The sequence below is a fragment of the Dietzia cercidiphylli genome (assembly GCF_039531545.1).
Classification (GTDB): Bacteria; Actinomycetota; Actinomycetes; order Mycobacteriales; family Mycobacteriaceae; genus Dietzia; species Dietzia natronolimnaea.
On the sequence record NZ_BAAAQG010000007.1, the window covers coordinates 646628 to 658185 of the forward strand.

General features: G+C 68.5%; 8 protein-coding genes. 3 read left to right on the forward strand and 5 right to left on the reverse strand.

The annotated features are described in order from the left end of the window. Positions 1 to 82: 82 nt before the first annotated feature. Positions 83 to 1612: a glycoside hydrolase family 183 protein gene (locus ABD250_RS09305; RefSeq protein WP_182659343.1), complete on the reverse strand. Its 1530-nt coding sequence runs from the start codon at positions 1610 to 1612 to the stop codon at positions 83 to 85. Positions 1613 to 1674: 62 nt separating this feature from the next. Here ABD250_RS09305 and coaE point away from each other — a divergent pair, with 62 nt between their 5' ends. Further along, positions 1675 to 2763 (forward strand): dephospho-CoA kinase, encoded by a 1089-nt coding sequence (coaE, locus tag ABD250_RS09310; RefSeq protein WP_182659342.1) that lies wholly within the window; start codon positions 1675 to 1677, stop codon positions 2761 to 2763. A gap of 44 nt (positions 2764 to 2807) precedes the next feature. Here the strand turns inward: coaE and ABD250_RS09315 are convergent, their stop codons facing one another. Next, positions 2808 to 4382, reverse strand: coding sequence for a glycoside hydrolase family 183 protein (locus ABD250_RS09315; protein WP_182659341.1), 1575 nt, complete (start codon positions 4380 to 4382; stop codon positions 2808 to 2810). Between the two features lie 5 nt (positions 4383 to 4387). Next, positions 4388 to 5605, reverse strand: a complete 1218-nt coding sequence (locus ABD250_RS09320) for a glycoside hydrolase family 183 protein (protein ID WP_338404240.1) — start codon at positions 5603 to 5605, stop codon at positions 4388 to 4390. A 342-nt stretch (positions 5606 to 5947) separates the two neighbouring features. On the opposite strand from ABD250_RS09320, the gene uvrB reads away from it, so the two are divergent. Beyond that, entirely contained in the window at positions 5948 to 8083 is a 2136-nt protein-coding gene (gene uvrB / locus ABD250_RS09325) for an excinuclease ABC subunit UvrB (protein WP_182659340.1), read from the forward strand. Positions 8084 to 8175: 92 nt separating this feature from the next. Next, the gene (locus ABD250_RS09330) at positions 8176 to 8625 is read left to right on the forward strand and encodes a universal stress protein (RefSeq protein WP_182659339.1); all 450 of its coding nucleotides are present in this window, start codon (positions 8176 to 8178) and stop codon (positions 8623 to 8625) included. Between the two features lie 51 nt (positions 8626 to 8676). Here the strand turns inward: ABD250_RS09330 and ABD250_RS09335 are convergent, their stop codons facing one another. Both ABD250_RS09335 and ABD250_RS09340 read right to left on the reverse strand, forming a co-directional pair. Continuing rightward, positions 8677 to 9108, reverse strand: coding sequence for a DUF732 domain-containing protein (locus ABD250_RS09335; protein WP_095717223.1), 432 nt, complete (start codon positions 9106 to 9108; stop codon positions 8677 to 8679). Then, a complete protein-coding gene (locus ABD250_RS09340) occupies positions 9105 to 11471 on the reverse strand; it encodes a HelD family protein (RefSeq protein WP_344391868.1) in 2367 nt (788 codons plus the stop codon). The genes ABD250_RS09335 and ABD250_RS09340 overlap by 4 nt, the downstream gene beginning before the upstream one ends. Between the last annotated feature and the right edge of the window lie 87 nt (positions 11472 to 11558).

Below are 11558 nucleotides of genomic sequence, written 5' to 3' on the forward strand. Positions count from 1 at the left end.
TTGACGACCGGGGCCGTTTCGCCCTTTCGGCCGTGTGGCGGATTCCAGGGGTCGTTGCGTTCGTGCCCCGTGGGCGTCCGGCTCAGCGGCCGGCTGGTTCCACGATGGACTCGGGTGGCGCGGGCGCCGCCGCGGCGACCTCTTCCAGACGCTGCTCGTCGATCACGCCCCCGTCATCGATGGCCCCGGCCTCCACGGCAGTTGCCACCGCAACCCGCGACTGCACGGCGGTGTGCGTGTCCGTGTTGGGGGCGTTGAAGTCGAACTCACCGAGGTCGGTACGCAGCAGGAACACGTTGTACGCATCCCACGTGGAGAGCGTGTAGAAGAGATGCTCACCGTCCGAGGTGATCGAGGCCGGATGGATCATCGGGGCGTAGGCGTTGGGGAACATGCGGCGGTCGACGAGAGTCTGGGGCGCAGACCATGGGCCCTCGGGCCTGCTGGCCACCCGCATCGAGACGACGCCCGTGGCGGTGGAGGTCAGCGAGATGAACTGGTCTAGGTACTCGTTGTACGCGACCGACAGTTCTTCGACCGGCGCGGGCAGGATCAACTCGCTGCCTTCCGGATCGGACTCCCAGGTGGTGCCACCCTTAAACCACGTGTACGCGGCGGGGTCCTCGATCCGGTCGAGGGGCACGCGCGCGAGCGTGGCTGGTCCTCGGCGCCCGGACGGGGTCAGGTACTCGTACAGGTATTCGCCGTCCTCCAGGAATGCACTCATCTGCATCCCGTACCAGCGATCGGCTTCGACTGCGGGCGGGGTGTCGTCGTCCGACTCGAACTGCACGCTGCTGTTCCAGCCGGTGAAGTCGGTTACCCGGCGCATCGAGTCGGTGAGGACCTTCCAGGTGGCGCCGTTGTCCACCGACTTCACCAGCGCTGAATAATTGGTGTTCCACCCTCCCGGGGCGTTCCAGTCCCGAACCGACATGACGCGCATGTACATGGCGTTGTTGGCGCTGATCGCGGCCGTGGGGATGACTGTGACCTCACCGGTTCCGTTGGGCTGATGGGCCCCCTGGACCAATGCGGACGCCTGCCCGTCCTCGGACGGACGCGCCCCGGTGATCTTGAGCCCATCCGTGGGAGTGCCGTTCTCCGCGGTGAGCATGACATTGGACCGCCAATCGTTGCTCGTCGGCGTGCAGGCGCCGAACGTATCGCCGAACAGCACCATGGTCTCGTCGCCGTGCTCGAACATGATGCCGAGGTCGGTTCCATAGATGTTGTACGCGGAGTCGGTCTTGGCGGGGCTCGTGGGCCCGGTGACGAGTTGTCGGACGGACGTGGCTCCCTTGAGTACGGGAACCGTGCCCTGGGTGCTGGTGATCCAGCGCGGGAAATCACGTACGGAGGAGGCCGCCACTCCGGCCACGGAGTTCGCGGCGTTCGCGAGCGAACCAGTGGCGAGGTTCAGACCGAGCGAGTTGGGCGGGAAGTTCCCGAGAAAATTGTTGCAGGGGCCGCTGGCGGAGTCCGAGGATCCCAGTGACCCGGCCGAGCCGGATGATTGTGCTCCACCGGTCGCCGGGGCGAGCAGTGATGTGGACAGGAGCGCCACGGGGACTGTGAGCAGAACCGAGGCGAGAGTGGAATAGGGACGCATGAAGGGAAGGATATAGAACTGCGATTCGGAGGAATCGATACTAGGTCACTTACACTGCGTACATGCTGATGGTGGGTCTGACCGGTGGGATCGGTGCCGGCAAGTCGACGGTGACGGCGGTGCTCAAGGAGGCGGGGGCGGTGATCGTGGACGCGGACCTCATCGCCCGCGAGGTCGTCGAACCGGGGTCCCCGGGTCTGGCGATGCTGGTCGCGGAGTTCGGTGAGGACATCCTGGGATCGGACGGCGCCCTCGACCGCGCGGCCCTCGCCGCCCGGGCCTTCGTCGATGCCAAGCGGACCGCAGCCCTCAATGCGATCACCCACCCGTTGATCGGCGAGCGGACGGCGGAACTGTTCGGCACGGCGCCCGAGGACGCGATCGTCGTACATGACATGCCACTGCTCGTCGAGGGCGGGATGACCCCCGGATACCACCTCGTGATCGTGGTCGACGCCCCGGCAGAGGTGCGCCTCAGGCGACTGGTCGAGCAGCGGGGAATGCCCGAGGACGACGCGCGTGCTCGAATGTCGAGACAGGCCACCGACGAGGCCCGACGAGCCGCGGCCGACATCCTGATAGACAATTCGGGTGACCGACAGACGGTCGTGGACCTGACCCGCGCGCTGGTCGAGATCCGTCTGGATCCGTTCGAACACAACCTCCGGACCGGGACCCCCGTGGTGGGTGAGCGGACCGTCGTGCCTTTTCGACCGGAGTGGGCGGGCGAGGCGGAACGGGCGTGCGCCCGTCTGCGCCACGTGGTGGGGGGCACCGCGAACCGGATCGACCACGTTGGTCCGACGGCGATCGAGGGGCTGGACGCGCCCGACATCCTCGACCTTCAGGTGACCGTCCGAGACGCCGACGCGGTCGAGGACGCGCTCCACTCGCTGACCGGGGCGGGCTACGTGCGCGATCGGTCGAGCGATCGTCCGTTGCTGCACTGGTGCGACCCCGCCCGACCCCTGGAGGTGACGGTTGTCGCAGAAGACGACCCGGATCACGAGTTCGCCCTGCTCATGGCAGACGTGATAGGCGCTGATCCCGGCGCCCGTGCGGAATACTCGGAAATCCTGCGCCGCGCGAACCGCGAGGAGACGCGCGAGTGGGAACGCACCCTGACCGAGGCCTCGCTACGGCACCGCTGACGGGGCCGTGGCGGGCGGGATGGTGACCCCGCCCGCGGGCGGCTTCACTCCGTCGGGACCACCCCGTCCACCAGTTCGGACACGGGCACCTGCCGGATGACCTCGGTCGTAGCCTGGGCAGTGGGGGCGCGGCGCAGGGTGGGCTCGGGGAACAGCGCGTCCAGTTCGGTCCGTACGAGGAAGACGTTGTACGCGTTCCAAGTGGTGACGAGGTAGTACAGGTCGTTGCCCTGTGCCCACGGGTGCATGAACGCCCCGTACACCCCCGGCAGCACCGAGTAGTCGATGAGCGTGGTGGCATCGCTCCACGGGCCCCACGGGTTGTCAGCGGTCCGCATGACCACCGAGTCGAAACCCTGGGAGTACATCGCCGTGTACTTGTGCAGGTGCGCGTTGTACATCGTCGACAACTCGCTTGCGGGGGCGGGGAGAACGGTCACAGCGTCGCCGATCCGGTCGACCCAGGTCGTGCCGTTCCAGTATTCGTATGCCTCGGGATCGAGCACGCCATCGAGCGGGGCCGGGCCGTGCTCGAGGTCCCCGGTGGACGGGGACCCGCTCAGGGGGACCCGCGCGAGGATCGCCGCACCCTGGCGGCCCGAAGGGGTCAGGTATTCGTATAGATGGGTGTCGGTCTTGAGGAATGAGCTCATCTGGGCGGAACGCCAGGCGCTGTCCACCCCGGGGGCGCCCTCACCGGCATCGCCGGCGCTGGTGATCCGTCGCGCCATCTCGGGCACGATCTCCCAGTTCTCGCCGTTGTCGGTGGAGTAGGCCATACCGGAGTAGTTGGTGGTCCACGAGCCCGGCTGGCCCCAGTGTGCAACCGACATGTACCGCAGGTACTGCACCCCGTTCACGGAGATCCCGGCGGTGGGGATGATGGTCACTTCGCCGGTCTGGTGGCTCCGTTCCACGAGCGACTTGGCCAGACCATCAGAGCCCATCGCGGCCGAGTCGATGGTGATGCCGTCGGTCAGATCGTCGTCGCCGGACCGAAACAGGACGTTGGACCGCCACTGGTTGCCTGGCACGGTGCAGTCGCCCATCGTGTCGCCGAAGGCCATCAGCACCTGCGGGTCGTTCGGGCTGCCGTTGTCCCACATGATGCCCAGGTCCGTGCCGGCCACGCCGTACTTGTTGATGGTATCGGTGGGGCTGGTGGGCCCGGTGACCAGTTGCAGGAACCGGGTGGGTCCCCGCAGGACCGGGACGGTGCCCTCCTCGCCGGTGATCCACGGCGGCATGCCGTAGACGGAGCCCACGAGCGGGTCGAGCGAACCGGACAGGCCGTTGCCGAGCGAGCCGGTCTCCAGCTGCTGGATGAGCGAGCCCGATCGGTCGGCAGACCCCAGGGCTCGGGACGCGGACCCGAGGGAGCCGGAGCTACCGGATGATCCAACCGAACCGAGCGAACCGAGCGAACCGGTGGCCATGCCGGCCTCGGTCTGGTGCTCGAGGAGGGAGCCGAAGTTGCCGAACATCTCGCTGCAGGGGCCGGCCGCCGCGGTACCGGCGCCGAGCGTGCCGACGACCGTCACCGTGGCGGCGACGGTTACGGTGGCCGCCACGGCCGCGGTGAACCGCCGTGTCGGCGTGGGGGATGAGGGGCGGGTCATGGGTGTCAGGCCTCCGGGAGGGGGATCTTGTCGACGAGGACAGTCTCGCCGGTGTCAGCGGGGTCCGGGGTGTCACGGGTCCAACTGTCATCGGCAACTCGCAGGCGGGACTGCGCGGGCGGCGTGGACCGGTCCAGGAGCTGATCCAGATCGGACTTCATGAGGAAGACGTTGTAGGCATCCCACGTGGACAGCGTGAAATAAAGATCATCGCCGCTTGCTTCGACTACGGGGCTCCAGGGATGCGCGAAGGCTCCGTACAGGGTGGGAAGATGCTTGCTCGAAAGCAGGATGTCTTTGCCTGACCAGAGGCCCTCCGGCACTTCTGCCTTCCGCAGCACGACATTGTTCTGATCGTCGGTGTAGAGAGCCAAGAAGAGCTCAAGGCTCGGGCTCCACGAGACCGAGAGTTCGCTCACCTGGCCGTCGAGGACCACCGCCGCGGCGTCCTGCTCCGCCACCCAGTCGGAGCCGTCCCAGAACGTGTAGGCGTCCATGGTCTCGATCTGTGCCTCGGGGACGCGCGCGAGGATCGCTGATCCGTTGCGGCCCGACGGCGTCATGTACTCATAGATGTAGTCGCCGTGTTTGACGAAGGCGCTCATCTGGGCGGCATCGTGTCGGGGGCGGGCCGGAGTCAGATCCCCTGGCAGGGCCATGCGGCCGGGCCCTGGGCGGGCTGTTCCTCTGATGGGAACCCACGTATCGCCGTTGTCGCCGGACTTGGCGAGGGCCGAGTAGTTCGTGGTCCACTCGCCCGGGTCGCCCCACGTGTCAACCGACATGTATCGCAGGTACTGCGTCTGCTCGACGGCGACGCCGGCGGTGGGAATCACGGTCGTCTCCCAGTCGTGTCCAGTCCGTGGCAGGATCGACGCGGCAATGCCGTCTTTCATGGGCGCGTCGTCGATACGCATGCCATCTGCCAGGGTGCGGTCCGAGGAACGGAACAGAACATTGCTACGCCACTGGGTGTCGCCCTTGCAATCGCCCATCGTGTCGCCGAGGGCCATGTGCACTTGATTCTTGCCGGCTGCCCCGCCGTTCTCCCACAGGATTCCCAGGTCGGTACCGGAGATGCCGAAGCGATCAACAGTGTCGTTCGGGCTGGTGGGTCCGGTGAGCAGTTCGACGGTGGTGGTTCGTCCCTCCAACACGGGGATATAGCCGGATGTGCCGTTGTGCCAGGGGGCGGCCGGGGGCGCAGGGTTGGGCGGCGCCACCGGTGAACCCCCGCCGGAACTGCTCGACCCGCTGCCTCCTCCCGTGCCCCCGCCGACACCTGCCGGGGGCCATTCGTCGCACGGGGCGGCTGCCGCGATCGGCGCGGCCAGGATGAATGTCCCGGCGATAAGAGAGGTGGCGGTGGCAATTGCTACCGGTCGGACACCTCGTCGGCGGCGGGAGGGAGAGGCGAGACGACGACGACGTGGGGCGTGGATCACGGTGGATCTCCGAACGGTGGGACGATGTGAACGCCTAACGATAGGGCACGGTGATGCCTGAGTCACTCCCAACTGCGCGGGGGTGAGCAGACGGAGTCGCGTACTCGTAGGCTGGTTGGTATGGCTTTCGCGACCGAGATCCCCGACGACGGGGTCCCCGCCGACCCGACAGTGCTCTCCTATTCGGAGTTCCGGCCGATCGGCGACGTCGAACGGAGCACGACACGCTTCGAGGTGGTGAGCGAATTCACCCCGTCGGGCGATCAGCCGACGGCGATCGCGGAGCTGACTGAGCGCCTGGCACGGGGCGAGCGCGACATCGTCCTCCTGGGTGCGACGGGCACAGGCAAGTCGGCGACCACCGCGTGGCTCATAGAGAAGGTGCAGCGGCCGACCCTGGTGATGGCGCCCAACAAGACGCTCGCCGCGCAGCTGGCCAACGAGTTGCGCGAGATGCTGCCCAACAACGCGGTTGAGTACTTCGTCTCGTATTACGACTATTACCAACCGGAGGCGTACATCGCCCAGACGGACACCTTCATCGAGAAGGACTCGTCCATCAACGACGACGTGGAGAGGCTTCGGCACTCCGCGACATCGTCACTGTTGTCCAGGCGTGACGTCGTCGTCGTCAGCTCCGTCTCGTGCATCTACGGGCTCGGCACCCCCCAGTCGTACCTCGACAGGTCGGTGGCTCTGTCCATCGGGCAGGAGGTCGACCGCGACCAGCTCCTCCGACTACTGGTGGATGTCCAGTACGAACGAAACGACGTGTCCATGACCCGCGGCACGTTCCGGGCGAAGGGCGACACCGTCGACATCATCCCGACCTACGAGGAGCTCGCCGTCCGCATCGAGTTCTTCGGTGACGAGATCGATGCGCTGTACTACATCCACCCGCTGACGGGCGACGTCGTCCGCAGGGTCGACGAGGTGCGCATCTTCCCGGCCACCCACTACGTCGCCGGCCCGGAGCGGATGGCCAGGGCGATCGCCTCCATCGAGGCCGAGCTCGAGGAGAGGCTGGCCGAGTTGGAGAACCAGGGCAAGCTGCTCGAGGCACAGCGGCTACGGATGAGGACCTCCTACGACATCGAGATGATGCAACAGGTGGGCTTCTGCTCCGGCATCGAGAACTACTCGCGGCACATCGACGGGCGGCCGGCGGGAAGCTCCCCGGCCACGCTCATCGACTACTTCCCCGAGGATTTCCTCACGGTTATCGACGAGTCACACGTGACTGTTCCCCAGATCGGCGCGATGTTCGAGGGCGACGCCTCCCGCAAGCGCAACCTCGTCGACTTCGGTTTCAGGCTCCCGTCAGCGCTCGACAACCGACCGCTCACCTGGGAGGAGTTCTCCGACCGGGTGGGCCAGACCGTGTACCTGTCGGCCACCCCCGGTGCGTACGAGATGGGGCGGACGGGGGGCGAGTTCGTCGAGCAGGTCATCCGACCCACCGGGCTGGTGGACCCGAAGATCGTCGTCAAGCCCACCAAGGGGCAGATCGACGATCTCCTCGGTGAGATCCGCGCCCGGGCGGATCGCGACGAGCGGGTGCTGGTGACCACCCTGACCAAGAAGATGTCCGAGGACCTCACGGACTATCTGCTGGAACTCGGCGTGCGGGTGCGATACCTGCACTCGGAGATCGACACCCTGCAGCGGGTGGAGCTGCTCCGCGACCTGCGACGCGGCGAGTACGACGTCCTGGTGGGTATCAACCTGCTCCGGGAGGGACTCGACCTCCCCGAGGTCTCCCTGGTGGCGATCCTCGACGCCGACAAGCAGGGCTTCCTCCGCTCGGCGACGTCGCTCATCCAGACCATCGGCCGTGCGGCCCGCAACGTCTCCGGCGAGGTCCACATGTACGCGGACTCCGTCACCGACGCGATGCGACAGGCCATCGAGGAGACCGACCGCCGGCGCGAGAAGCAGGTCGCGTACAACACCGAGCACGGTATCGACCCGCAGCCCCTGCGGCGGAAGATCGCCGACATCCTCGACAGGGTCGGGGAGGAGAAGAACGGGGAGTCGTCCACCGACCCGCGGGACCGGCCCGAGCTCGTGGGGGCACGGGTGGCGGGTGAGTCGGCGCGGCCTCGTAAGGAACTCGAGAAGCTCATCGGGGAGATGACCGAGCAGATGATGTCGGCGGCAACGGACCTACGGTTCGAGTTGGCGGGTCGGCTCCGCGACGAGATCGCCGAGCTGCGTAAGGAGCTCAAGGGGATGCGCGAGGCGGGAATCGACTGACCCGTCACTGTGACGTCGCGCGCTTACCTGGCACGGCGGGGACCCACGCGCACTACGCTGGGTAGAACTTGTTGCCGACGAGAGGAAGAGAATTGAGCGCCTACAAGAAGGTGGTCGTGGGTACGGACGGCTCGGAGTCGTCCTACCGGGCCGTCGATCGTGCTGCGTCGCTTGCCGCCGACGAGTCCGCGACCCTCGTGATCGCCTGCGCCTATGTGCCCGCCGATCCGCGTTCGGTCAGCCAGGCCGCCGATCAGCTGGGCGACGACGCCTATCAGATCCGCGGTGACAACCCGGCCGAGGACATCGTCCGGACGGCCCGGGACCGGGCGGTCGCCGCAGGGGCGTCGACGGTCGAGGCGCGGACCGTCAAGGGCGCGCCGGTCGAATCGCTCATCAAGCTGGCCGACGAGGTGGAGGCGGATCTGCTCGTCGTGGGGAACAAGGGCCTGAACTCTCTGACCGGCCGGCTCCTGGGCTCGGTGCCCGCGGATGCGGCCCGCCGGGCCATCTGCGACGTGCTCATCGTCCACACGACCTGAGCCGGCGGGCGACCCGGGTCCGGGCGACCCGGATCGGTGAACCGGGGAGCGTCAACCGCAGAGGTGGGCCCGGCTCGCATCGATGATGGCCCGGCCCACCTCCGCGGTGTCGCGCTCCGGATCCTGCGCGGCGATCGCGCTGGTGAGCGGGCGGAGGTGATCGAGGATGGTCTCGGTGTCGGACCCGTCGGAGATGCTCCGACAGATCCCTATCCCCACCTCGACGGTGGTGGCCGCGGTCATCTCCGTGGGTAGTCCGAACGCCGTCAGGTCGTCGAGGAAATCCTGCTCGCTGCCGTTCCTGGCAGGGCCTCTCGGGCCGACGGCGGCGGGCCCCCCGGCCTCGGCCTCGGCGCCCTGACCGGTGGTCTCCGCCCTCACGGTCCGGTCGGTCGCCTCCTCCGCGGGCCCGCAACCGCCGCCCACCGCGAGGACCGCGCACAACGCCACGGCGGCCGGGATCCGCACCGCGTGGTCGCTCATGCGCTGAGCTCCTCTGTGTCGTCGGAGACGGACTCGCGGATCCGTGAGAGCAGTGGACCGAACCGACCGGGCTGGACGAGGACCAGTTCCTGGGTGGCGCGGGTGGCCCCCACGTACAGATCCTGGAGCCCCTGCGGCGAACGTCCGAGGACGTGCTCCGGATCGACCACCACCACCACGTCGAACTCGAGTCCCTTGGCCAGGGCCAGGGGGAGGACCGAGGCGTCGGGGCGCGCCGCGATCACGGCGTCCCTGAGGGCGGCGATCCCGGGGGCGTTCTCGTGCCCGAGGTCATCGGGGAGGAGCACGGCCACGGCCCGGTCCTCCGGCACGAGGGAGACCTCGTCGGCCACCACCCGGCCCACCGAGCCCGCCTCGGTCTCGAGCCACGCGACAGGCCGTCGTCCCGCACGGACCGGGCGCGGCGAGGTCGCCCCCGGGTCGATCTGCGCGAGCAGCTGTTCCGCGACCGCGGAGACGGTCTCCGGGGTGCGGTAGTTGACGGTGAGCTCGCAGAGGACCCACCGGTCGTCCACGTACGGCGAGAGCGCGTCCTCCCACGAGTCGATGCCCGCAGGGCTGGAGGTCTGGGCGACGTCCCCGACGAGGGTCATCCAGCGGTTGGGGGAGCGGCGCATCAGCGCGCGCCACGCCATGGCGGACAGCTCCTGCGCCTCGTCGACGATCACGTGACCGAACGCCCACGTCCGATCCGCGCCGGCACGATCCGCGACGGTGAGGTCCGAGTCCGCACTGTGCCGCCGGGCGAGCGACTCCGCGTCGACCACGTCGTACGCCATGAGGACCTCCGGGTCCAGGTCGTCCTCGATGTCCTGGACCGCCGACCCGGTGAGGATCTCGAGCGCCTCCTCCGCCTGTCGGACCTGTTCGGCCCAGGCTCGGTCCGCCTCGTTGCCCTCCTCGGTGGGGTCCTCGCCCAGCAGTTCGGCGAGTTCGTCGAGGAGCGGGACGTCGGCCACCGAGAACGCCCCACCGTCGGCGCGGAAGAGGGCCTCCTGGTCCTCGGCCACATAGTCGCCGGCAGCCTCGGAGATCCGCTCGCGGCTGGAGAACAGGTCGGCCAACAATTGCTCCGGCCGCAGGGTGGGCCACCACTCGTCGATCGCGGCGAGGACCTCGGGCGCGCGTTCGACCTCTGTGCGCAGCGCGGCCCGGTCCTCCGCGTCCAGCAGCGGCCGGGCGGGGTCCCCGAGATCCCCGACCCCGTCGCCCTCGGGGGACCAGGCGGCGTCCTCCGCGTGCCCGACGGGATCGGTCAGGGACGCCACGTACTGCTCCGTGAGAGCGTCGATGATCCTCGCCGCGAACGTGGAACGCGCCTGGTTGTGCGGTCGGCGCGTCATCCGGGCCCGGCCGCGGGCGGCGCGGACCACCGCGGGCGTGAGGACGAGGTCGTGTCCCTCGCACCGCACCACCACGTCCGCCCCCGGGGCGAGCTGGCGGGCGCGGACGGCGGCCTTGAGGATGTCGACCATGTCCGCCGAGCCCTTGACCTCCTCGCCGCGGAGAGTCTCCGAACCGGTGGCACGGACCCCGGGGTAGAGGTCGGCGAGTGTGCGCAGGACGACTCCCGACTCGCCGAGCGACGGCAGGACGCGTGCGATGTAGTCGAGGAACCGCGCGTTGGGCCCCACGATGAGCACTCCGCTGCGGTCGAGCCTCCGGCGGTGCGTGTAGAGCAGGTAGGCCGCACGGTGAAGGGCCACGGCGGTCTTCCCCGTCCCCGGCCCGCCCTGGACCACCAGGACACCGGCGTGGGGGTTCCGGATGATCTCGTCCTGCTCGCGTTGGATGGTCGCGACGATGTCCGTCATGTGAGCGGAGCGCGCGCTGTCCAGGGCTTCGAGCAGGGCGGATTCCCCCACGACGTCGTCGTGGTCCTCCGGCACCTCACCGTCGACGGGTGCGGTGAGGTACTCGTCGTGGACCCCGATGACCCTCCTGCCGATCGTGCGGAGATGACGACGACGGTGTGCGCCCTCGGGGCGGGCGGTGGTGGCCAGATAGAACGGGCGGCTGTGGTCCGCGCGCCAGTCCAGCAGGAGCGGGGTGAGGTCCTCGTCGTCGTCCCTCAGTCCCACGCGCCCGATCCTCCGGACCTCTCCGTCCTCCATGTCCAGCCGACCGAAGTACAGGCCCAGATTGGCGGCGTTGAACGCCGCCAGCTCCGACGAATAGAGCCGCGCGAACGACTCCCGCTCCGATCGCGCCTGAGGAGTTCCCCCCGTGCCCCGGAGGACGGCGTCGAGGCGGGCCCGGGTGTCGGCCCGGAGCTCCTCGAGACGATCGAGGAGACGGCCGAGGTGGCGCTGTTCCTCGTCGACGGCGTCGTGTTCCGTCATGCGCGCTCCTCTCGGGTGGGGACTGCGCATCGGGTGGGTGTACCGCGCAGTGCAGGACAACCAGGCTACCGGGTCTCGCGCAGGGCC

Excerpts from the sequence above, each read along its gene's own strand:
- ABD250_RS09305 (WP_182659343.1), bottom strand. The coding sequence starts at position 1,612 with ATGCGTCCCTATTCCACTCTCGCCTCGGTTCTGCTCACAGTCCCCGTG.
- coaE (WP_182659342.1), top strand. The coding sequence starts at position 1,675 with ATGCTGATGGTGGGTCTGACCGGTGGGATCGGTGCCGGCAAGTCGACG.
- ABD250_RS09315 (WP_182659341.1), bottom strand. The coding sequence starts at position 4,382 with ATGACCCGCCCCTCATCCCCCACGCCGACACGGCGGTTCACCGCGGCC.
- uvrB (WP_182659340.1), top strand. The coding sequence starts at position 5,948 with ATGGCTTTCGCGACCGAGATCCCCGACGACGGGGTCCCCGCCGACCCG.
- ABD250_RS09335 (WP_095717223.1), bottom strand. The coding sequence starts at position 9,108 with ATGAGCGACCACGCGGTGCGGATCCCGGCCGCCGTGGCGTTGTGCGCG.
- ABD250_RS09340 (WP_344391868.1), bottom strand. The coding sequence starts at position 11,471 with ATGACGGAACACGACGCCGTCGACGAGGAACAGCGCCACCTCGGCCGT.